18 protein-coding genes, 17 tRNA genes and 1 rRNA gene are annotated in these 22,503 nt (G+C 40.7%); 1 reads left to right on the forward strand and 35 read right to left on the reverse strand.

The window, feature by feature from the left end; all coding sequences use genetic code 11:
- Positions 1-149: 149 nt before the first annotated feature.
- Together ACOMA9_RS06110 and purD are read right to left on the reverse strand one after the other, a co-directional pair.
- On the reverse strand, positions 150-584 hold the full coding sequence (locus ACOMA9_RS06110; protein WP_003032062.1) for a 2-thiouracil desulfurase family protein: 435 nt from the start codon (positions 582-584) through the stop codon (positions 150-152).
- Positions 574-1,839: a phosphoribosylamine--glycine ligase gene (gene purD, locus ACOMA9_RS06115; protein WP_037613060.1), complete on the reverse strand. Its 1,266-nt coding sequence runs from the start codon at positions 1,837-1,839 to the stop codon at positions 574-576. Before purD ends, ACOMA9_RS06110 begins: the two co-directional genes overlap by 11 nt.
- 196 nt (positions 1,840-2,035) lie before the next feature.
- On the opposite strand from purD, the gene ACOMA9_RS06120 reads away from it, so the two are divergent.
- Positions 2,036-3,970: a GBS Bsp-like repeat-containing protein gene (locus ACOMA9_RS06120; protein WP_330945195.1), complete on the forward strand. Its 1,935-nt coding sequence runs from the start codon at positions 2,036-2,038 to the stop codon at positions 3,968-3,970.
- Positions 3,971-4,028: 58 nt separating this feature from the next.
- Here the strand turns inward: ACOMA9_RS06120 and purH are convergent, their stop codons facing one another.
- The 33 genes from purH to rrf form a co-directional block, all read right to left on the reverse strand.
- Positions 4,029-5,576 carry a bifunctional phosphoribosylaminoimidazolecarboxamide formyltransferase/IMP cyclohydrolase gene (gene purH / locus ACOMA9_RS06125; protein WP_330945196.1) on the reverse strand — a complete coding sequence of 516 codons (1,548 nt, stop codon included), beginning with the start codon at positions 5,574-5,576 and terminating at the stop codon, positions 4,029-4,031.
- A gap of 14 nt (positions 5,577-5,590) precedes the next feature.
- Positions 5,591-5,758: a hypothetical protein gene (locus tag ACOMA9_RS06130; protein ID WP_003027175.1), complete on the reverse strand. Its 168-nt coding sequence runs from the start codon at positions 5,756-5,758 to the stop codon at positions 5,591-5,593.
- A gap of 57 nt (positions 5,759-5,815) precedes the next feature.
- Positions 5,816-6,367 (reverse strand): phosphoribosylglycinamide formyltransferase, encoded by a 552-nt coding sequence (gene purN, locus ACOMA9_RS06135; RefSeq protein ID WP_247906691.1) that lies wholly within the window; start codon positions 6,365-6,367, stop codon positions 5,816-5,818.
- Positions 6,367-7,389: a phosphoribosylformylglycinamidine cyclo-ligase gene (purM, locus tag ACOMA9_RS06140; protein WP_421424933.1), complete on the reverse strand. Its 1,023-nt coding sequence runs from the start codon at positions 7,387-7,389 to the stop codon at positions 6,367-6,369. The genes purN and purM overlap by 1 nt, the downstream gene beginning before the upstream one ends.
- Before the next feature lie 41 nt (positions 7,390-7,430).
- On the reverse strand, positions 7,431-8,894 hold the full coding sequence (gene purF, locus ACOMA9_RS06145) for an amidophosphoribosyltransferase (RefSeq protein WP_421424912.1): 1,464 nt from the start codon (positions 8,892-8,894) through the stop codon (positions 7,431-7,433).
- A gap of 90 nt (positions 8,895-8,984) precedes the next feature.
- The gene (locus ACOMA9_RS06150; RefSeq protein WP_421424914.1) at positions 8,985-12,710 is read right to left on the reverse strand and encodes a phosphoribosylformylglycinamidine synthase; all 3,726 of its coding nucleotides are present in this window, start codon (positions 12,708-12,710) and stop codon (positions 8,985-8,987) included.
- 51 nt (positions 12,711-12,761) lie between these two features.
- Complete coding sequence (gene purC / locus ACOMA9_RS06155; RefSeq protein ID WP_421424916.1) at positions 12,762-13,469, reverse strand: phosphoribosylaminoimidazolesuccinocarboxamide synthase; 708 nt, start codon at positions 13,467-13,469, stop codon at positions 12,762-12,764.
- Positions 13,470-13,628: 159 nt separating this feature from the next.
- Positions 13,629-13,874 (reverse strand): acyl carrier protein, encoded by a 246-nt coding sequence (locus ACOMA9_RS06160; RefSeq protein WP_421424919.1) that lies wholly within the window; start codon positions 13,872-13,874, stop codon positions 13,629-13,631.
- A complete protein-coding gene (gene plsX / locus ACOMA9_RS06165) occupies positions 13,871-14,869 on the reverse strand; it encodes a phosphate acyltransferase PlsX (RefSeq protein WP_421424922.1) in 999 nt (332 codons plus the stop codon). The genes ACOMA9_RS06160 and plsX overlap by 4 nt, the downstream gene beginning before the upstream one ends.
- Positions 14,866-15,639 (reverse strand): DNA repair protein RecO, encoded by a 774-nt coding sequence (gene recO / locus ACOMA9_RS06170; protein WP_115233501.1) that lies wholly within the window; start codon positions 15,637-15,639, stop codon positions 14,866-14,868. The genes plsX and recO overlap by 4 nt, the downstream gene beginning before the upstream one ends.
- Positions 15,617-16,804, reverse strand: coding sequence for a pyridoxal phosphate-dependent aminotransferase (locus ACOMA9_RS06175; RefSeq protein WP_421424923.1), 1,188 nt, complete (start codon positions 16,802-16,804; stop codon positions 15,617-15,619). The genes recO and ACOMA9_RS06175 overlap by 23 nt, the downstream gene beginning before the upstream one ends.
- A gap of 151 nt (positions 16,805-16,955) precedes the next feature.
- Complete coding sequence (locus ACOMA9_RS06180; RefSeq protein ID WP_003027164.1) at positions 16,956-17,924, reverse strand: ribose-phosphate diphosphokinase; 969 nt, start codon at positions 17,922-17,924, stop codon at positions 16,956-16,958.
- Between the two features lie 132 nt (positions 17,925-18,056).
- The gene (pcsB, locus tag ACOMA9_RS06185; RefSeq protein ID WP_022526464.1) at positions 18,057-19,283 is read right to left on the reverse strand and encodes a peptidoglycan hydrolase PcsB; all 1,227 of its coding nucleotides are present in this window, start codon (positions 19,281-19,283) and stop codon (positions 18,057-18,059) included.
- Positions 19,284-19,392: 109 nt separating this feature from the next.
- Entirely contained in the window at positions 19,393-19,893 is a 501-nt protein-coding gene (gene mreD, locus ACOMA9_RS06190; RefSeq protein WP_421424926.1) for a rod shape-determining protein MreD, read from the reverse strand.
- 1 nt (position 19,894) lies between these two features.
- The gene (gene mreC, locus ACOMA9_RS06195; RefSeq protein WP_421424928.1) at positions 19,895-20,701 is read right to left on the reverse strand and encodes a rod shape-determining protein MreC; all 807 of its coding nucleotides are present in this window, start codon (positions 20,699-20,701) and stop codon (positions 19,895-19,897) included.
- A gap of 84 nt (positions 20,702-20,785) precedes the next feature.
- A tRNA-Ser gene (locus ACOMA9_RS06200) sits at positions 20,786-20,873 on the reverse strand.
- An 11-nt stretch (positions 20,874-20,884) separates the two neighbouring features.
- Positions 20,885-20,958: transfer RNA gene (locus ACOMA9_RS06205), tRNA-Ile, on the reverse strand.
- A gap of 39 nt (positions 20,959-20,997) precedes the next feature.
- Positions 20,998-21,068, reverse strand: a tRNA-Gly gene (locus tag ACOMA9_RS06210).
- Between the two features lie 16 nt (positions 21,069-21,084).
- Positions 21,085-21,157, reverse strand: a tRNA-Phe gene (locus tag ACOMA9_RS06215).
- Positions 21,158-21,163: 6 nt separating this feature from the next.
- Positions 21,164-21,237: transfer RNA gene (locus ACOMA9_RS06220), tRNA-Met, on the reverse strand.
- A gap of 12 nt (positions 21,238-21,249) precedes the next feature.
- Positions 21,250-21,339: transfer RNA gene (locus tag ACOMA9_RS06225), tRNA-Ser, on the reverse strand.
- A 13-nt stretch (positions 21,340-21,352) separates the two neighbouring features.
- Positions 21,353-21,426: transfer RNA gene (locus ACOMA9_RS06230), tRNA-Ile, on the reverse strand.
- Between the two features lie 14 nt (positions 21,427-21,440).
- A tRNA-Met gene (locus ACOMA9_RS06235) sits at positions 21,441-21,514 on the reverse strand.
- A gap of 6 nt (positions 21,515-21,520) precedes the next feature.
- Positions 21,521-21,594: transfer RNA gene (locus ACOMA9_RS06240), tRNA-Pro, on the reverse strand.
- Between the two features lie 41 nt (positions 21,595-21,635).
- Positions 21,636-21,709, reverse strand: a tRNA-Arg gene (locus ACOMA9_RS06245).
- Positions 21,710-21,718: 9 nt separating this feature from the next.
- Positions 21,719-21,804: transfer RNA gene (locus ACOMA9_RS06250), tRNA-Leu, on the reverse strand.
- Positions 21,805-21,811: 7 nt separating this feature from the next.
- A tRNA-Gly gene (locus ACOMA9_RS06255) sits at positions 21,812-21,883 on the reverse strand.
- 19 nt (positions 21,884-21,902) lie between these two features.
- Positions 21,903-21,975 (reverse strand) — tRNA-Thr (locus ACOMA9_RS06260).
- A 10-nt stretch (positions 21,976-21,985) separates the two neighbouring features.
- Positions 21,986-22,067, reverse strand: a tRNA-Leu gene (locus tag ACOMA9_RS06265).
- Positions 22,068-22,076: 9 nt separating this feature from the next.
- Positions 22,077-22,149 (reverse strand) — tRNA-Lys (locus tag ACOMA9_RS06270).
- Positions 22,150-22,176: 27 nt separating this feature from the next.
- Positions 22,177-22,249: transfer RNA gene (locus ACOMA9_RS06275), tRNA-Asp, on the reverse strand.
- 25 nt (positions 22,250-22,274) lie between these two features.
- A tRNA-Val gene (locus ACOMA9_RS06280) sits at positions 22,275-22,347 on the reverse strand.
- Between the two features lie 30 nt (positions 22,348-22,377).
- A 5S ribosomal RNA gene (gene rrf, locus ACOMA9_RS06285) occupies positions 22,378-22,493 on the reverse strand.
- Positions 22,494-22,503: the final 10 nt, after the last annotated feature.

The raw sequence follows: 22,503 nt of genomic DNA on the forward strand, positions 1-22,503 counted from the left end.
TTAAAAGCCGAGGAAAAGCTAACATCCCATCTAAAAAATCTTCTTGACTAGGTTTGTAGACCTTTGAGCTACAAACTTTCCTAAAATACCACAGTGATAACAGACATAGTTTCATAACGACCCTTGGTCGCTTGAGCTAGCGCTATACTTTATTTAATTATATCTTCAGCATCAACAACTCTGTAGCCTCGTTTCTTTAATGCTTGCGCAAAAAGACCACTGCCCTCTATTTTTCGACCAGAAAAATGACCATCGTAAATCTGGTTGACACCACAAGAGGGACTTCGGGACTGAAGAATAGCCAAATCAATGTTTTTTTCAGCTAAACTCGACAATGTGTGATCAATTCCTACTTGAAATTCTTTATCATAAAAATTCCCATTAACATCACATGGCCGCCCTTTTAAAATCTCTACTGGCTCTCTTGGAACTGGTAAGCCGCCCGCAACTTCCGGGCACACTGCTAAGACATCTTTATCCGCAACAAAGTCAATAACAGCTTGATTATAATTATTGCCTCCATTGTACTTGCAATTTTCTCCAAGCAAACAGGCACTAACCAGTATACATTTTTTATTTTTCAAGAGCCTTGCTCCCAATATCAGTTCTGTAGAAAAGTCCAGTCGTGTCTTGTTTATCGAGTTGGGCGTAAATTTTTTCCTGCGCAGCTGAAACGCTGTCAGATGTGGTGACTAACATATAGACTCGGCCGCCATTGGACAGCAGTGATTTGCCATTTTCATCAAACTTGGCGCCCGCATAGTAGGTGATGATATCACCGTCGGTCTTTTCTGGCAGAACCACACCTTTTTCGTAGTCAAGTGGATAACCTTCAGAAGCCACCACAACGCCCAAGGTCACACCGCTGTCCGCCCAAGTCATATCTGGCTCCTTGCCCTCCAAAATGTCCGCGATGTTTTGCGCAAAATCAGAGGTTAGGCGCGGCAGAATGACCTGCGTCTCTGGATCACCAAAGCGAGCATTGAACTCAATGACCTTGGGTCCATCCGCAGTCAGAATCAAACCAGCATAAAGAACACCAATATAAGGTCGCCCCTCTGCTATCATACCTTTCAGTACCGACTGGACAATAGTGTCAACCGACTGAGTAACTATCGCTTGCGACAGCTGTGGTACCGGTGCATAAGCGCCCATACCGCCTGTATTAGGGCCCTTGTCACCGTCATAAGCACGTTTGTGGTCCTGAGCTGTTGGCATGATGTAAAACTTATCACCATTAACAAAGGCAAAAAGAGAAAACTCTTCTCCTTCAAGAAATTCTTCAATAACTACACGCGCACCAGAATCGCCGAATTTATTGTCCAGCAACATTTCGTGCGCTGCATCCACTGCTTGCTCCACAGTTTCGGCCACGACCACACCTTTTCCTAGCGCCAGACCATCTGCTTTGACCACAATGGGAGTACCTTGATTTTCGATATAGGATTTAGCTTTTTCAAAGTCTGAAAAAGTTTCGTAGCGTGCTGTCGGCACACCGTATTTTTTCATGATAGACTTGGCAAAATCCTTGGACCATTCCAGCTCAGCAGCTAGCCGAGTCGGACCAAAAGCCTTGAGTCCAGCCTGATTAAAATCATCAACAATTCCAGCCGCTAGCGCATCATCAGGACCAATGAAAGTCCAAGCAATGCCATTTTCTTTGGCAAAGTCAATTAGCTTGGAATGTTCGGAAATTCCGATATTGACCAAATCCAGCCCATCAAGCGTCATCCCGTCATTTCCGGGAGCCACAAAGACCTGCTCCACCTGCGGAGATTCTAACAATTTCTTGGCAATAGCATGCTCGCGTCCACCTGAGCCAACAACCAAAAGTTTCATGATTACCCTCTTTGCGAATTATTTATATCAATTATACCACAAATGTTCGTTTATGCCTTTGTTTATCGTGAAATATTTCGATAACAATAAAATCTCGCTATCATTTTCTAATTTTTCAATCCAACTTACCATTTTTCTCATCTTTTCCCGAATAATCTAAATGGAACTATCCAAATTATTTATTCAAAGGAGATTTATGAAAAAATACAATCAATTATTTTTACTATCCAGCGTTATGTTGAGCGTTTTTTCAGCTCAACTAACAGCTCAAGCCTCGGAAGCAAATAGTACTCAAAAAAGCTCAAATCCGGCAACTCTTGCTAGCGATATTACTGTAAATGTTTCTGGAAATACAGCTTCTATTAACTATACACGTTCACAAACGCAAGTTCCTTACACCATTTACCATGCTGTTTGGTCTGATGAAAATGGGCAAGATGACATTAAGTGGTATTCCGCGCCCCAAACACCAACTACAGCTGTTGATTTGCGTCAGCACACTGGTTATGGAACCTTTCACGTCCACACCTATATCAATATCAATGGAAAAATGGTTGGGTTAAATGGAACGACTTTCAAAGTAGAAAAACCAGCTAGCGGCACGGTTTCTACAACCGTTTTAGGAAAGACTGCTCAAATATCCTTTACTCGAAACAAAGATCAAACAAATGCCAATATTTTACACGCTGTTTGGTCTGACGAAAAAGGACAAGATGACATCAAGTGGTACACGGCAGGGCAAGACACGACAGAAATTGACTTATCCAATCATAAAGGCTACGGTGTTTACCATGTTCATACTTACGAAAGTAAAAATGGAAAAATGATTGGGTTAAATGGCACCACTTTTAACCTTGAAAAACCAAATCCTACTATTCAGACTAGCTTCCCAGAGCCTGGAATCATGGATATTCAGATCAAAAATGTTCCTGAGACAATCTACAAACTGACCGTTCCGACTTGGTCTGACCGCAACGGACAAGACGATATTCAGTGGTACACCGCTACTAAAAATCCTGATGGCAGCTATAGCGTGAGAATTGAACTCAAAAAACACAATTATGATACTGGTGCTTATCATATTCATTTATATGGGGAAAGCTATGTCAAGCCTGAATTCACTGGTCTAGCAGGAATCACAGCACAAGTTGATGCTGATAAATTGCCTTCTGAAGAAGAGCAAAAACCATTCTTCTCTGTTGAAAATATCAATCAAGAACAAGGGACTTATACCGTCAAAGTTAGTGAAACTTCAAAGTCCAAACCGATTCAATCCGTTCGAGTCCCTATTTGGAGCACAAGCAATCAAAGCAATATCAAGTGGTATACAGCCACTAATAACGGTGACGGAACCTTTACGGCAACCTTTGATATTCGAAATCATCAAGTTTTGTTCGGAACATACACCAATCATATTTATGTGAAATATAAAGACGGTAGCGAGCATAGTTACGCAACGGATTCGGTTGCTATGTCCGCAGAAAAAATTAAAACCAAAGTATCTGTCGCTAAACGCTCAACTTATCTTTATGAGGTGACAGTGACAGATGCTTACGGCGATGGCAAGATTAGCCTACCGACTTGGTCTGAAGTCAACGGCCAAGATGATATTCAGTGGTACACCGCTACTAAAGCTGGAAATGGAATTTACAAATTCACAGTTGATACGCAAAAACACACTGGCAGTGGCCTTTTCCATACACATGTATACCGCAATCTCAACGGTCAAATGATTGGACTAACAGGTACGAGCTATCAAGTAGAGAAGCCTGCTATCTCTTTCCAACCAAATTATGCCGCAGCAACGACTTATCCAAAAGGTCAATGCACTTGGGGCGCCAAAGCTCTTGCGCCTTGGGCTGGCAATTATTGGGGCAACGGTGGCGACTGGGCTGCTAGTGCCAGACGAGCTGGTTTTAAAACCGGTACAACTCCACAAGTAGGGGCTATTATTTGTTGGACAGACGGTGGTTACGGTCACGTTGGAGTTGTTACTCACGTTGCCTCAAACACACGCATTCAGATTCAAGAAGCCAACTACGCTGGAAAACAGTATATTGGCAACTTCCGTGGCTGGTTCAATCCTCATGTAGCTGGACAAGGAGCAGTTAGTTACATTTATCCAAAATAAGTTCCTCTGAACAACTTTAAAAACCTTGGAAAACAAATCCAAGGTTTTTATACTATTTTCAATGTCTAAAATGCCGTACGCCTGTAAACACCATGGCAATGCCGTATTTATCAGCCATGTCAATAGACTCTTGGTCACGGACGGAGCCACCTGGCTGGATGATTGCTTTCACACCTGCAGCAGCAATTTCTTCAACATTGTCCGCAAATGGGAAGAAAGCATCACTAGCAAGGACCGCACCGTCAAGATGGTCTTTCGCTTGGTCAAGAGCGATACGAACAGAAGCCACACGATTGGTTTGACCAGGACCGACACCCAGTGTCATGTGGTCATTGGTCACGATGATACCATTCGATTTCACATATTTGATCGCTTTCCAAGCAAATTCAAGCGCTGTTTTTTCTTGGTCGTTTGGTTGTCGTTTGGTTACAACCTTCCAATCCGCTGGATTTTCTTCAATAACATCTTGGTTTTGAACCAAAAGCCCACCGACAACACCCGTGTATTCTTTTTCAATTTGGCTAGCTTCTTGAGCTTCAAATGGCAATTGAAGAATCCGCAAGTTTTTCTTCTTCGTTGTCAAGATTTCAAGGGCTTTTTCTGAATAACTTGGTGCAATGATGATCTCAAGGAAAATAGCGTGCATTTTCTTAGCTGTTGCGGCATCAACTTGGCGATTCAACACAACAATTCCACCAAAGATTGAAACTGGGTCAGCTTCATAAGCGTAATCCCAAGCTGTTTCAATATCGTCAGCTTGTCCGATACCACATGGATTCATGTGTTTAAGAGCAACAACAGTCGGGCGGTCTTTGAAATCACGGATAATACGGATTGCAGCGTCAGCATCGCGGATGTTGTTAAAGGACAATTCTTTCCCGTTCAATTGTTTAGCAGAAGCAATCGAGTAGTCCGTTGGCAAAGCCTTTTGGTAGAAATCCGCGTCTTGTTGAGGATTTTCACCATAACGCATTGGTTGTTTCAAATCGTAAGTGATTATGAGTTTTTCAGGTTTTGTTTCACCAACTTGTTTTGTGAAATATTCTGCAATTAAAGCGTCATAAGCTGCTGTGTGACGGAAAACTTTGGCTGCCAAGCGCTGACGCGTTTCAAAGTTTGTTTCACCATTAGCTGTCAATTCATCTAAAACAACATCGTAGTCAGCTGGGTCAACAACAACTGTAACACTAGCATGGTTTTTAGCAGCAGAGCGAAGCATGGATGGACCACCGATATCAATGTTTTCAACCGCATCAGCATAAGTCACATCTGGTTTTAGAATAGTTTCTTTGAATGGGTAAAGGTTAACCACAACAAGGTCAATCAGTTCAATGTGATTATCTTTTGCAGCTTGAAGGTGGCTGTCAAGGTCGCGACGAGCCAAAAGGCCGCCGTGAATATTTGGATGAAGTGTTTTCACACGACCGTCCATCATTTCTGGGAAGCCCGTTACATCATCAATGGCGATAGTATCAACGCCTGCTTTATCAAGCGTAACTTTTGTTCCGCCAGTTGAGATAATATCCCAACCAAGTTTTTTTAATTCTTGAGCAAATTCAACAATGCCCGCTTTGTCTGAAACACTGATTAGTGCACGTTTTGTCATTTCAGTCCTACTTTCTACTTCTTTTTGTAAAATATAAACCACTCAATAGCAATACTGGCAATAAGCCCGATAGAATAAGCCAAGCAAAGGCGTAACGGATTTTCAAGATTACCAAATAGTACATTTACTATAAAGGCAACGACAATAAAAGTTAATACAAACGCCAAAATCTTTTTTATCATCATAATCTCCTTATAAGGCAGCATACTAATAGCTAACTATGCTATCAAATACACGGACTACTTTTTCTTAACTCCTAAGCTCTCCAAAACATCTGGATAGAGTTTATACTCTGCTTCATGAATGCGAGCTTCAAAACTGTCAATAGTATCATCAGCCAGACGAGGCACACGAACTTGTTTAATCACTTTTCCGGTGTCAACGCCATTGTCAACCCAGTGAATGGTCACACCGGATTGACTGACACCAGCATTCCAGGCATCTTCAATCCCATGAGCACCTGGAAATTCTGGCAGATAAGCTGGGTGAATATTGATGATACGGCCTTCGTAAGCTGCTAGCAGAGTCGGACCAACAATCTTCATATAACCAGCTAGACAAACCAAATCAATATCATTTTTTTCAAGCAAAGTAACAATAGCCTCCTCGTAGGCTGCTTTATTGTCAAACTCTTTGAGTTCAAAAGCATGAGCTGTCACACCGAGTTTTTCTGCACGTTCTAAGACATATGCATCCCTGTGGTCTGAAAAGACAAACTCAACTGGAAATTGCTCTGCAATGACTTGAAAATTTGACCCATTACCACTCGCAAAAACTGCGATTTTTTTCATTATTTAATCACCACACTTGCATCAGCTTTTTTAACGATACGACCAAGTTCGTAAACTGGTTCGTCAAGCAATTCTTTCACACGCTCAACCTTATCAGGGCTAACTGCCAACATCAAACCAATACCCATGTTAAAGATTTCAAACATTTCTTCGTGTTTGATGTTACCGTGTTTTTCAAGAGCTTTGAAAATTGGAAGAACAGGAACTTTATCTTCTTCGATTTCAGCAGCTAAATCATCTGCAAACATCCGTGGGACATTTTCGATGAAACCACCACCAGTGATGTGAGCAATACCATTGACCAATTCTTCCTTGATAAGTGGAAGCACCGCTTTGACATAGATACGTGTTGGTTCAAGCAGCGCTTCTTTTAATTTTTTGCCTTCAAGCTCTGGAAGAACCTCTTCGCCTGTATAATCAGCAAAGACACGACGGACAAGTGAATAACCATTTGAGTGAATCCCACTGGAAGCAAGCCCTAGAAGAACATCACCATCAGAAACTTTTGACCCGTCAATGATTTGTTTTTTTTCAGCCACACCTACTGCAAAACCAGCCAAATCATAGTCGTCTTCACCATACATACCAGGCATCTCAGCCGTTTCGCCACCGATAAGAGCTGCACCAGATTGAACACAACCTTCCGCAACACCTGCAACGACTTGTTCAAGTTTTGCAGGTTCATTTTTACCCGTAGCAATGTAATCTAGGAAGTAAAGCGGCTCTGCCCCAGCTGCAATGATGTCATTGACACACATGGCAACACAGTCTTGACCGATTGTATCGTGTTTATCATATTTGATGGCAAGCATGAGTTTTGTTCCCACACCATCAGTTCCTGAAATCAAAACAGGTTCTTTCACGTCCAGCTGAGACAAGTCAAACATCCCACCAAAACCGCCAAGAGCGCCCATGACGCCAAGACGTTCGGTGCGCGCAACGTGTTTTTTGATACGTGCAACAACTTCATAACCCGCTTCAACATCAACACCAGATTGAGCATAAGCATTTTTTGTCATAATATTTTTCTCCTTTTGGGAAATAGCAGAGCTATTAAACAGTTCTATTTATTTTCATTAACTTCATGAATATAGAAGCTTGTTTTTTCTTCTAAGCTCTTGAGGTAAGGTTCTTCGTAATCGTAAAGTGGTGTTGGATACTTACCGTCAAAGTAAGCCACACACAAACCACCATTAGGCGCATCTGTATCAAGACCGATTGATTCAATCAAACCGTCAATTGACAAGTAAGTCAAGCTATCAGCACCGATAATCTCACAAACTTCATCTTTAGTGTGGTTAGCTGAAATCAATTCACGACGATTTTGAATATCGATACCGTAGAAACATGGGTATTTCAATTCTGGACTACCGATTGCCACATGAACTTCTGTCGCACCAGCTTCACGAAGCAAACGAACGATACGACGCGATGTAGTTCCACGCACGATAGAATCATCAACCATGACCACGCGCTTACCTTTAACAACACCAGATACGGCTGAGAGCTTCATGCGAACACCTTGCTCACGCAACTCTTGTGTCGGTTGAATGAAAGTACGTTGTGTGTACTGATTTTTCACCAAGCCCATTTCATTTGGGAGACCTGATTCTTCAGCAAATCCCATCGCTGCTGAAAGTGATGAATTCGGTACACCAACGACAATATCAGCTTCATGTTGAAATTCCTGTGCCAAACGTTTCCCCATATTTTTACGAGCCGTGTGAACATTGACACCATAAATATCACTGTCAGGTCGTGCAAAATAGATGTATTCCATTGAACAGATAGCAAGCTGAGTATCCGTCGTGTAGGTATCGTACCGAATGCCATTGTCATCAATAATAACCATTTCACCAGGTTTCACATCTCGAATCCACTTGGCACCAACCACTTCAAAGGCACACGTTTCACTTGATACTACCCAAGCACCATTTGCCATTTGCCCAATTGACAAGGGACGAAAACCATTTGGGTCAAGCGCAGCAATCAATTTATCTTCTGTCATCAAAAGATAAGCAAAGCCACCTTTGACAGTGTTCAACGCTTCTTTGACTTTACCGATAAATTCAGGATTATGGCTACGGCGAATCAAATGCATTAGAATTTCAGTATCAGATGAGGCATTAAAAATCGCCCCTTGGTCTTCCAATTCTTTTTTCAATGATACTGCATTTGTCAAATTACCATTGTGGCAAAGCCCAAATTGCTCGTCTGTAAAGTTGTAAAGAAATGGTTGAATATTATTAATAGACGCAGAGCCAGCAGTCGCATAGCGAACGTGACCAATAGCAGCAGTTCCTGTTAATTTTTCCAAATCAGCAGGATTTTTAAATACTTCTGAAAGAAGACCAGTATTACGGTGCTGAAGAAGTTTGCCCTTATCGTTTGTGACAATACCAGCACCTTCTTGACCGCGGTGTTGAAGACTGTGAAGTCCAAAATAAGTCACTTGAGCTGCTTGAGGATGCCCCAAAATCCCAAAAACACCACATTCTTCATTTAGAGATTTAACTTCGTATGTCACTGACATTTCCTCTTATTTTTCTGTCATTTTTATGCTCAATCATTATCAAAAGAATCCGAAATCATAGTTTCTTTTGATATTTGACGAGTATTATTCCCCTGTAAAGTAACGCACAGCACTTGCAAAGAGATGTTGGTCTTTATTTCCTGGAATATTTTGGAAAAGACCGTCTTCGTAACGTTCTGAATGTCCCATTTTACCAATGATTTGACCGTTCTTGCTGGTAATCCCTTCAATCGCATTAATAGAGCCGTTTGGATTGTATTTAGAATCCATGCTTGGTTTGCCATCAAAATCCACGTATTGGCTGAAGATTTGTCCGTTGTCACGGAGTTCTGCAAATTCTTCATCTGTTACGACAAATTTCCCTTCACCATGTGATACTGGGATTGCATGAATATCACCAACTTTGACACCGGCAAGCCAAGGTGAGTTCGTATTGGAAATACGTGTTTCAACCATTTTCGCCACATGTTGGTTGGCATCATTATAGAAGAGTGTCGGACTTGTTTCGGTCGCTTCTTCAAAGTTACCGTATGGAAGTAGGCCTGATTTCACAAGCGCTTGGAATCCATTACAGATACCGATAATCAGCCCGCCTTTTTCAATAAAGCTATCAATCGCTGCGCGGACTTTTTGGTTTAACAAGATGTTAACGATGAATTTAGCAGAACCGTCTGGTTCATCAGCGGCTGAGAAACCTCCTGCAAAGAAAATAATATTTGCTTTACAGATGTTGTCAACCATTGTGTCAACAGATGCTTCAATTGCTGCTTCATCAAGTGTCACAAATGGTACCAGATTCACTTTTGCTCCAGCTTGTTCAAAAGCTTTTGCTGAATCATATTCTGAATTTGTACCAGGGAATACTGGGATGTAAACCAATGGTTCAGCAACTTTTTCACTTGCTTTAATCACTGCATCTGAAGCAATTGCCGGAACATCTTCAAGTTTTGTACTTTGTTCAAATTCAGTTGGGTAAACGTCTTCGAGTTTGCCTTCAAAGGCTGAAAGAAGTTTATCTCCTGCAAGGTTGACACCGTTGACAGCAAGTGTAAAGTCAGATCTTGTTTCACCGATTTTCACAACATCAGCAATTTCTTCAGCAGATGTAAAGATAAAACCGCCAAGTTGTGCTGTCAAGCTAGTCACAAGCTCTGCCAATTCTACTTTAGCTCCGATATGGTTACCAAAAGCTGCAAGTGCCAAGCTTTCAATCACACCACCATATTTAACAGCTGAAGCTGATGTGACATGGTGTGCTTTTTGAATCGCTTCAAATTTAGCAAAATTAGCTTTAATCAAATCAAAATCAATCTCTTGTGAAATAGCTTGCCCTGGAATGTAGTAAATGTATTCACCAGCTGCTTTAAATTCTGGCGAAAGAATTTTACGACTATCTGCTGTTGTCACACCAAAGGCAACCAATGTTGGCGGTACTGTCAATTCTTCAAAAGTCCCTGACATGGAGTCTTTACCACCGATTGATGGCAAACCAAGTTGCAATTGCGCTTCGATTGAACCAAGAAGAGCTGAAACTGGTTGTCCAAAGCGTTCAGCTTGTTTGTCCATACGTTGGAAATACTCTTGATAAGAGAAACGTGCTTTAGACCAATTCGCACCTGTTGCCACCAAACGCGCTGTTGCTTCGATAACAGCATAAGCTGCACCATGATATGGTGACCATTCAGCAATATAAGGGTTGAACCCTTGTGCCATAACTGATGCTGTTGTTGTTACACCGTTTTGAACAGGAAGTTTTTGAACTGAACTTTCTGTTGGTGTGATTTGATAACGACCACCAATCGGATGGTTAACCGTTGAACGACCAACAGAGCTATCAAAGATGGTTTGTAAACCTTTTTGACTAGCATGGTTAAGGTCAGAAAGAACATTTACAGTATCAGATTCAAGTGTCACAGCTGAAGTTGTACGTTGTTCTGGCATGTCAACTTGACTGTCAACGACATTAGCATCAACCACCACGCGCACACCGTTTGTATCAAGGAAACGACGTTCAATATCAACGATTGTTTGACCATTCCAAGTCATAACAAGGTTCGGTTTTTTAGTAACTGTGGCAACCACTACCGCATCAATATTTTCCTTGTGACATTCAGTGATAAAAACATCAACATCTTTCGGACGAACCACAACAGCCATCCGTTCTTGTGATTCAGAAATGGCAATTTCAGTTCCGTTAAGCCCTTGGTATTTCAAAGGCACTTTGTTAAGGTCGATTTCAAGACCGTCAGCTAATTCACCAATTGCCACACAGACACCACCAGCACCAAAGTCGTTTGATTTTTTAATAAGACGCGTCATATTACCATTGCGGAAAAGACGTTGAATCTTCCGTTCTTCAATAGCATTCCCTTTTTGAACTTCTGCGCCAGCTGTTTCAACAGATTCAACGGTTTGGACCTTAGATGAACCAGTTGCACCACCAACACCGTCACGACCTGTTTTACCGCCAAGAAGGATTACCACATCGCCTGCTTCTGGTTTTTCACGGACAACATTACTTTTAGGAGCTGCACCGACAACGGCACCAAGTTCCATACGTTTAGCGACGAATCCTGGGTGGAAATATTCTTTAACATAAGTTGTTGCAAGACCGATCTGATTACCATAAGAAGAATAACCATGCGCAGCTGTTTTAGAAATCACTTGTTGTGGCAATTTACCAAGACGTGTTTCTGAAATTGGTGTTGTAATATCACCAGCACCTGAAATACGCATCGCTTGATAAACATAAGAACGTCCTGACAATGGGTCGCGGATTGCACCACCGATACACGTTGCGGCACCACCAAATGGTTCAATTTCCGTTGGGTGATTGTGTGTTTCATTCTTGAACATCAAAAGCCATGGTTCTTTAACACCGTTCACATCCACTTCAATTTCAACAGAACATGCGTTAATTTCGTCTGACACTTCCATATCGTCCAAACGACCATTCGCACGCTCATAACGACCAAAGATTGTCGCTATATCCATCAATGTTTGTGGCTTTTCAGAACGTCCAAGTTCAGCACGCATAGCAATATATTTATCATAAGTTGCTTGCAATTGTTTTTGGAATTTAGACGCTGAGAAATCAATATGCTTCAGCTCAGTTTCAAAAGTTGTGTGACGGCAATGGTCTGACCAGTAAGTATCCAACACTTTCAATTCTGTTTCCGTTGGCACGCGCCCGATGGTTTTGAAATAATCTTGGATGAAGACAAGGTCATCCACTTCCATTGCCAAACCTTGCTCAGTTTTATAATCAGCAAATTCAGCTGCTGTATAAGTCTTGAAGAAATCAAGATTTGGAATCGTTTTGTCCGACTCTGAAAATGCTTGCGGTGCAATTCCTGTCGTAATATCTTTAAAACGAGAATCTACTGGATTAAGAAGATAATTCTTAACCGCATCAAGTTCAGCAGTATTAATATCTTTGTTAACAAGATAAAGTTGAGCCGTATTAACCGTTACATCATTACTGCTGCCAAGAAGGAGTAATGCTTCTTGTGATGAAGCCGCACGCTGATCAAATTGACCTGGAAGTGATTCGATGGCAAAGAAAGCATAGTTAGCAAGTTCAGCAGCCACATCACTTTCAGCCAAAATAGTATCAGTTACCTGTTCAGAGAAGATGTGCTTTTCAGCACGCTCAAAAAGCGAATCTGCCAAGCCAAACACATCATACACTTGAATAATACGCAAATCGGTCAAACTCGTTAATTGAAGATTGTGTTTGAGTTCTTTAACAAGCGCCTGAGCCTTAATGTTAAAATTTGATTTTTTCTCAACGAAAATTCGTTTATTCATTTTTTACCCTTTTTAGAATTCTTCTTTCTACTTAATTAGAAATCACAGTTTTTAGTTAAGCCCTTTGAGTTTTTCAAGGACAACTTCGTAAACATCTGTCAAACTACCTAAATCACGACGAAAAACATCTTTATCCATGTGGTGACCTTCAGCATCCCAAAGACGGCAGTTATCTGGTGAAAATTCATCCGCAAGAATAATGTTGCCATCTTTGTCTTTACCAAATTCCAATTTGAAATCAATCAAATTCAGACCAATTTGGCTGAACCAATCTTTCAAAAGGTCATTAATACGACGTGTTTCTGCTTTGATATAAGCAATATCTTCATCACTTGCAATACCAAGGAATTTTACGTGTTCATCATTGATAAATGGGTCATCCAAATCATCATTTTTGTAGTAAAATTCAACGATTGGAGTATCTAATTCAATACCTTCTTCTACCCCAAAACGTTTTGAGAATGAGCCTGCAGTGACATTACGCAAAACAACTTCAAGTGGAATGATATCCACTTTTTTGTTCAATTGTTCGGTTTCTGACAATTGTTTAACAAAGTGAGTTGCCACACCTGCTTCATTCAATTTCGTAAAAATGAAAGATGAGATTTGATTATTAAGAACGCCTTTACCTTTAATCGTCTCTTTACGAGCACCATTAAGCATGGTCGCTTGGTCTTTGTAATGTGCAATAATAAGATTTTCATCATCTGTCAAAAATAAATCTTTAGCTTTTCCCGAATATAACAAATCACCTGTCATTTTAATATTCGCCTTTCACATTTTTCTGACTTAAGTCTATCATATTCAAAAAAGATTTTCAAGAAAATGCCGTACAATATTCGCAAACACAAAAAAAACAGCTGGATTTTCAGCTGTTTTATCATATTTTACTTTATTTAGTCAATAAAATGTTCGTTTTTATGCTCTGTTCAAGTTTTTCTGCACGCAAGCGACAACATCACTCACATTCTTCAACTCATCTATATCTTCGTCTGAAATTTCAATGCCAAATTCATCCTCCACAGTTAGAATAAATTCCATCAAATCAACAGAATCTGCTTGCAGGTCATCTTTCAAACTGAGGGTTTGAGAAACTTGAAATCCCTCACCACGACTTTCCTGAATAATTTCTACGATTCTTTCGTAAATTTCTTGTTCTGTCATTCTGCCCCTCCCGAAAATTCATTTACTGCTTTTCCTACAACATCCGTTTCCAACATTGTACGAATTTGACGAATCGTGCTGTAAACCGCTTTTGCATCACTCGCTCCATGTGTTTTAACAACAGGTGCTTTCACTCCAAACAAAACAGCACCGCCTACATCAGAATAATTTAAACTACTCTTCAAAGACTTTAGACTGTCTTTCAGTAACATTGCACCTAGTTTTGCTTTCCAGCCACCATCTAAAATAGATTTTTTAAGCTGGCTCATAATCCCCATGGCTGTTCCTTCCATGGCTTTCAACACAGCATTACCTGTAAATCCGTCCGCTACCACAACATCTGCTACATGATCCATTAAATCACGCGCTTCCACATTTCCAATAAAATTTAGCGAGGAGTCCGCTACTAACAAATCATACACTTCCTTACGAAGCGGATCACCCTTGCTCGCTTCTGTCCCATTATTTAAAAGCCCTACGCGTGGTTGCTTGATTCCACGGACATTTTCAGCATAAAATGACCCTAAAATAGCATACTGATGTAAATGATGAGCTGTATTTTCCGCATTAGCCCCCAAATCCAACATATCAAAGCCTTTGCCATCTGTCGTTGGTAATGTGGACATCAAACCTGGACGATCAATATTCTTGATACGTCCGACGATGAAGAATCCCGCAGCCAAAAGCGCTCCCGTATTTCCAGCAGAAAGTACCGCATCTGCTTCTCCGTCCTTTACTGCCTTTGCTGCCAGCACCATACTAGCATTTTTCTTCTTGCGAATTGCTTTAGTTGGCTCATCATCTGAATTGATTTTTTCATCTGTATGAACAATACGAACCCGCTCAGCTACTGTTAAATACTGCTTGATTTTTGCTTCATCTCCATAAAGGATGACTTCAATATCCGAAAAATCGTTCAGTGCTTGATTGACTCCCTCTACAATAGATTGTGGAGCATAATCGCCACCCATGGCATCAATCGCTATTTTTTTCATTTCGACTCCTTATTCTTTAAAATTTCTCCCCAGTCTCCCAGAGAATCAATAAATTTTTTTGGCTTTAGATGAATCCCAACATATTCTTCATAAATTTGATCAATCACTTTTCGTAATTGTCGTTTTAACTCAGGATTCAAAGAAATGGTCTCCAATTCACTATATTGAATCGCTTGAAATTGGTCTAATAAGTAAGGAATGTTGGGATCCAAATGACTCCGTCGCTCGTCCTTGTCGTAATGCTCCGGACATAAAACGCCGTTATAAGTAAAAGAAAAATCAAACGGTAATCCTATTCGGTGGCAAAAGCAGCATTCATGGAAATTCAAAGAAACACCAAAACGTGACAAAATTTGAATTTCAAAAATATTGGTCAGCACCTCATAATCCAAGCCCTGCTCCATCAATTCCAACGTTTTTTGCAAAAAAGCAAAGAGAGCCGAATCTATTTCATTATCCTGAATACTGGCGTCTGCCAGAGCTACCACATAAGTTGCATAAGCCATTGTAAACAAATCATGATTGATATGCTGGAAAGTCGTAACCTCTTGATAATCATCGATATAACTCAAACCGTCATCATTTATTTTCATCAAAAAATCGGCCACTACCAATGGTTGGACAACCGGATTCAACTTAGAATTTCTAGCATGTTTCACGAAAAACATTCGCTTACCAGCCTGCTCTGTGAAAATTTTGACCAGCTTATCATTTTCTCGGAAATTACGATTATAGAGAACCAAACCTTTACTTGTGATGGATTTCAGCATACTCCTCCATATATTCCTCAAGCCGCTTCATAGCTTCTTTTATCGTATCCATGCTGGCCGCATAAGAAAGACGTACATAACCTTCCCCATACTGACCAAAAGCAGCACCAGGAATGAAAGCAACTGCTTTTTTTTGTGCAAAATCCTTTAAAAAAGTAAAAGAATCTTGATTGTAGCCAGCTGGAATCTTGGCAAAAATGTAAAATGCACCATCTGGTTTGATAATCTTAAAACCCAGCTCCGTCATTTTTTCGATAATGTAATCGCGACGCTCAATATATTCCCTTTTCATTGGCTCTGCATCGTCTTTACCCGCTGTCAATGCCTCCACTCCTGCAAATTGAGCCATCGTGTTTGCGGCTGTCACCAAATATTGGTGACTTTTAATCAATTGAGCCGTAAAAGCAGCTGGGGCAAAGGTGAAACCTAGACGCCAGCCTGTCATCGCATGCGATTTAGACAAACCATTAATCACAATCGTTTGCTCTGGTAAAAATTCTGCAATAGATACATGTGGTTGCTCGGTATAAGTCAGCTCAGAATACACTTCATCACAAACAACAAAGACATCATACTTTTTCAATACATCGGCTAACGCAGTCATTTGTTCTCGTGAATAAGTCACTCCTGTCGGATTAGCTGGATAATTTAAAATCACTGCTTTAAGCTGATTACCTTGCTCCAAGATAGCCTTTTCCAGTATTTCAGGCGTTAAAACAAAGTCATTGTCTGTCGTATCAATCTCGACAATTTCTGCTCCCACAAGATTCACAATTGGTTCATATCCTGGATAAGCAGGTGCAGGCAAAAGTACCTTGTCTCCTTCTTCTAAGATAGCTGTCAACGTAGCAGATAAAGCTTCGGTTGCCCCAATTGTCACTAAAATTTCTGTTTCAGGGTCATAAGAAAGATTGTATTTTTCGTTTACAAATTGACTAGCTGCCTGACGCAATTCTAACAACCCACTCATGCCCGTATAATGACTCTCGTTTGCATCAATTGCCGCTTTCGCAGCTTCTTTTACATGATCTGGAGTTGTAAAATCAGGCTCTCCCAATGTCAAACGAAGAACTCCAGGAATGTTCGAAATAGATTGATCAAATTGCCGAATCAAAGAAACTTCAATTTTATCTAAATTTTTGTTAAAACGTTTCGCCAAATCCATATCTTACCTCCAAAATCTGATAGAACTATTATACTATAAAACCTAAGTCATAGCAAAAATATCATAATATTGAGAAAATTCATCACTTATCATCTGATTGAAGCAAAAGAATCACTCCAGCTATCAGAGTGATTCCCTTCTAGATTTCTTATTAAAGAGCCGTTAAAGTTTCAAATAATGGCGAAAGAGGACGTTTTTCATGGATACGTACAATCGCCTCTGCCAAAAGATGAGCAATCGAAATTTGTTCAATTTTATCAATTAAACGTTCTTCTGGCAAATAAATTGTATCTAACACGACCAATTTTTTAATCGCTGATTTCTGAATATTATCCATAGCAGGACCCGAAAGTACTGGATGAGTACAGCTTGCATAAACTTCTACCGCACCTGCCTCAGCAAGCGCATCAGCAGCATGGCAAATTGTCCCAGCTGTATCAATCATATCGTCAATTAAAATACAAGTTTTGCCTTCTACTTTACCGATGATATTCATCACCTCACTCGTATTCATCTTATCTACACTACGGCGCTTATCAATAATAGCAATCGGTGTTTTCAAAAATTCAGCTAATTTACGAGCGCGCGTCACACCACCGTGGTCAGGGCTAACAACTACATAATCGCTACCTGTCATCCCACGACGTTCAAAATAATCCGCAATGAGAGGAGCCCCCATAAGATGATCTACTGGAATATCAAAAAATCCTTGAATTTGAGCCGCATGCAAATCAATTGTCAGCAAACGATCAACACCAGCCACTTGCAACATATTTGCAACTAATTTTGAAGTAATTGGCTCACGAGCACGTGCCTTTCGGTCTTGACGAGCATAGCCATAATAAGGCATTACAACATTGATTGATTCAGCACTTGCACGCTTTAAAGCATCCACCATGATTAAAATTTCCATCAAATTATCATTGACGGGCGAGCTCGTTGACTGCAAGATAAAAACATGTTTTCCGCGGATAGATTCTTCGATATTTACTTGAATCTCCCCATCAGAAAATTGACGCACAGTTGACTTTCCAAGCTCCATACCAATCTCTTGAGCAACACGTTTAGCCAGTTCCTGGTTAGATGAAAGAGCAAAAAGCTTTAAATCAGAAAACGACATGATTTCCTCCAGTATATATTCGTTTCTTTGTAAGTCAGTTACAAATTTCTCCACTTAACATTGTAACCCTTTTTAGTGAATTTTTCAATTAAAAATAAAAAACGCAAGATGCGCTTTTTATCTTTATATTCATTAATTTGGATAGATGTAAGTAAATGAACCTTGTCCTGCAGCAGCTGGATTGAACCAACCACGATAATTTCCAATAGCTTGATTACCTGCATAATTTGCTTCAGATACTTGAATACTTGTAGCTGATTGAACAGCTGTTACAACAGCAACGTGTCCATAACCACCATCGTTCCATGAAATGATCGCACCTACTTGAGGTGTTGAACCTGTACGGAAACCAGCTGCAGCCGCACTTGCTGCCCATTGAGCTCCATTACCCCAATAATCACCAGCCCACGGAGCTAATGTTTTTGCTCCCCATGTACATTGACCAACTGGATAAGTTGAAGCAGATGAACTATATGTAGGACGGCTCACAGTTCTAGTAGTAGTAGTTGCTGCTTGCTGCGTCACATTTGTTTGAGTTGGCGTAGATGCTGTACCACTATTGTTGTTTACAGCTTGTACTTGGGCTGCAAAACTTGTATTAGCAGAAGAAGCTACAGCTTGTTCTTGCGCTGCCTGCTGTGCTTTATACGCTGCTTCTTGTGCTGCTGCCTCTTCAGCTGCCTTTTGTGCTGCTGCTTTTTGTGCCAACAATGAGTTCTTTTCACCTTCAGCAGTTGCTTTTTCTGCAGCAAGATTCAACTGCGCTGCTTTTAGTTCAGCTTGCTTAGTAGACAATGTTTTTGCATCATTTGCAAGTGTTTGTTGATTTGCGATAACAGTATTTATCGCTTCATTATTTGCTACTTGTTTTTCAGAAATAGCTTTTTTATCTTGTTTTTGTTGTTCCAACATTTTATTGTTTGCTGAAACAATTTCGCTCATAGCAGAAACACGTGAAATAGCTTCTGTAATCGATTTTGAATTTACAATTGTATTGATATAGCTTGTAGCTGTACCGCTCGTTTGAGCACTACGTGCTTGATTAGCCAATGATTCATTACGCGCTACAATATTCTTAGACAACGTTTCGATTTCAGCCGATAATTTTGTTGATTCAGCTTGAAGTTTTTCGTTTTCAGCTTTCAATTTTTCTTGCTGAGATTGAATAGATGAAACTTGAGCTTGAATTTGATCTACTTGAGCTTGAGCTGATTTTTGTTGATCATTCAAACTATTAATTTTACTATCTTGTGCAGCAATCTTGTCATCAGTAGAATCTGCATGTACATTTACAAGAGATGCTCCCTGTGCAAAAACCATTGTACTTAATAAGATCGACGTAAGTAATTTTTTCTTCATAAACAATTATACTCCTATTCAATAAGACATTTATAAGTATAACAAAAAAAGGCGCTGAGTATGTTACGCCTTTATTACATTTCTATTTCCAATTCATCATAAAATCTTATCATAAATATATCTTCTCCAAAATTGGTTGAAGCAACAAAAAGAATAGTAAATTTGAGACCATTGTCGGAGCAATTGTATAAACGACAAAATCTGCAAAAGACATTTGAGCTAGATGGGTAACATTTGCCAAAGCGAACGTAGCCACCTCAAAGAAAAATACTAAAATGGCAACTGTTAAAAAACGACTAACTCGATTAGACATCAAAACAGAATTATATTTACTAATAACAATCCCCGCTAAAGGCAACAATAGTGTCGAAATGCCGATAACATGAAAATAATACGCATCATACAACAAACCAATTAACAGCAACATGATAAAATTAGTATTTTCTGAAAGATTTATCGAAATATACAAAATAAAGATAAGTAAAAGATGACTTAGTAAGTGGATATTATTTGGAAATAAATTAGTCAAAATATTTGAAAGATGACCATCTACTAACATCACAACAAATAAAACCAAAAAAGATAAAACGTAGTTTTTAAAAAATTTCATATCAATTTCCTACCAATGTTACCACACGAATATCTGACAAATCCGCACTCGGTTTTACAAATACCTCTTTTGTCAAATGGTCCGATTTTTCAGTAACAGAAAGGACTGTTCCAACCGGAATATTAGGAATGTTGTACGTTCCTAAACCACTGGTCACAACTTTCTCACCTTTTTTAATGGTATCCGAACTATTTAACTGACTGATAATAAAAGCAGATTTTTCTTTACTGTAGCCAACAATCACACCATAAATTGTGCTTGTCTCCGTTTGAATTTTTACTGAAATATTATCACCATTTTTATTATTGGTTAAAAGATTTACTCGGCTAGAATGAGAAGCGACATCTTTCACACTACCAATCAAGCCACCATTTGCCACCGCTAGCATTGTATTTTGAATCCCATTTTGACGACCAGCATTGACAGTTAATTCAGATAACCAAGAAACCGGCATACGCGTAATAACATCAGATGAAACCGTTTTTTTTGACTCATAAAGATTTTTCATTTCTAATAGCTGTCTTAATTGAGCATTTTCATCTTTTAATGAAGCTGAATCAGCAGATTGTTCTTCTGCTTTAAATAAAGCTTTTTTTAATTGCTTGTTTTCTTTATATGTCCGTGATAAATCAGTCAAATCCGATTTAATATCTGCCAAAAAATTAAATGGTTTTGAAACAATATTATCCAAAATAGAAACAACATTAGAAGTTGCGTTTACCACACCTAACGAACGAGTAGTAACTAAAAGGAAAGAAGTTACGATTATCAAAATAGCAGTCATAATAATAAATTTGGATTTTTTCATACGATTCACTCTACTCCCACAATAGATACGCCAGATTCAACAGGTAACAGAAAAGGAGATAGCTACCGCTACACTCCTCAAATACGGAGAATGGGGGATTCGAACCCCCGCGCCAGTCACCCGACCTAACGATTTAGCAAACCGTCCTCTTCAGCCTCTTGAGTAATTCTCCAAAAATTATTATGGGCACGAGTGGACTCGAACCACCGACCTCACGCTTATCAGGCGTGCGCTCTAACCACCTGAGCTACGCGCCCAAGTCTAAAAACTTGGTATGGTTGAACATTTCTGTTCAAAGCGGGTGACGAGAATCGAACTCGCGACAACAGCTTGGAAGGCTGTAGTTTTACCACTAAACTACACCCGCTTAATCAATCAAATAATGGCGCGAGACGGAATCGAACCGCCGACACATGGAGCTTCAATCCATTGCTCTACCAACTGAGCTACCGAGCCTACCTATTGCGGGAGCAGGATTTGAACCTACGACCTTCGGGTTATGAGCCCGACGAGCTACCTAGCTGCTCCATCCCGCGTTATTCCTACTAAGGAGGATGTGGGATTCGAACCCACGCACGCTTTTACACGCCTGACGGTTTTCAAGACCGTTCCCTTCAGCCGGACTTGGGTAATCCTCCACATATAACAAAATGGACCTTGTAGGACTTGAACCTACGACCACTCGGTTATGAGCCGAGAGCTCTAACCAGCTGAGCTAAAGGTCCAACAAGATCAATTATAGCGGCGAAGGGGATCGAACCCCCGACCTCCCGGGTATGAACCGGACGCTCTAGCCAGCTGAGCTACACCGCCATAGCATCGGGAAGACAGGATTCGAACCTGCGACACCTTGGTCCCAAACCAAGTACTCTACCAAGCTGAGCTACTTCCCGTATAGATAGAAAAAATGAAGTCCTAGGAGACTTCTTTTCTATGCACCCTAGAGGAGTCGAACCTCTAACCGCCTGATTCGTAGTCAGGTACTCTATCCAGTTGAGCTAAGGGTGCTCTTTCCTATGCCGAGGACCGGAATCGAACCGGTACGATTGTTTCCAATCGCAGGATTTTAAGTCCTGTGCGTCTGCCAGTTCCGCCACCCCGGCTTCCTCAAGCGAACGACGGGGTTCGAACCCGCGACCCCCACCTTGGCAAGGTGATGTTCTACCACTGAACTACGTTCGCATTCGCTTCTTTCCTTTAATGCCGGCTACATGACTTGAACACGCGACCCTCTGATTACAAATCAGATGCTCTACCAACTGAGCTAAGCCGGCTTATCTCCTATGCGGGTGAAGGGACTTGAACCCCCACGCCGTTAAGCGCCAGATCCTAAATCTGGTGCGTCTGCCAATTCCGCCACACCCGCCTGTGACTATGACCCGTACTGGGCTCGAACCAGTGACCCTTTGATTAAAAGTCAAATGCTCTACCAACTGAGCTAACGAGTCTCTCTAATGTATCTCTATACACTAAAACGGTCCCGACGGGAATCGAACCCGCGATCTTCGCCGTGACAGGGCGACGTGATAACCGCTACACTACGGGACCTATTAAGCTTTTCCGCTTAAAGAAATGGGAGTTAACGGGATCGAACCGCTGACCCTCTGCTTGTAAGGCAGATGCTCTCCCAGCTGAGCTAAACTCCCAAAAAGGAAGTATCTCTACTTCCTATCCTTGCTAAGCGACTACCATATCTCACAGGGGGCAACCCCCAACTACTTCCGGCGTTCTAGGGCTTAACTTCTGTGTTCGGCATGGGTACAGGTGTATCTCCTAGGCTATCGTCACTTAACTGCTGAGTA

This window comes from Streptococcus atopicus (assembly GCF_049166725.1).
Taxonomy (GTDB): domain Bacteria; phylum Bacillota; class Bacilli; order Lactobacillales; family Streptococcaceae; genus Streptococcus; species Streptococcus hominis.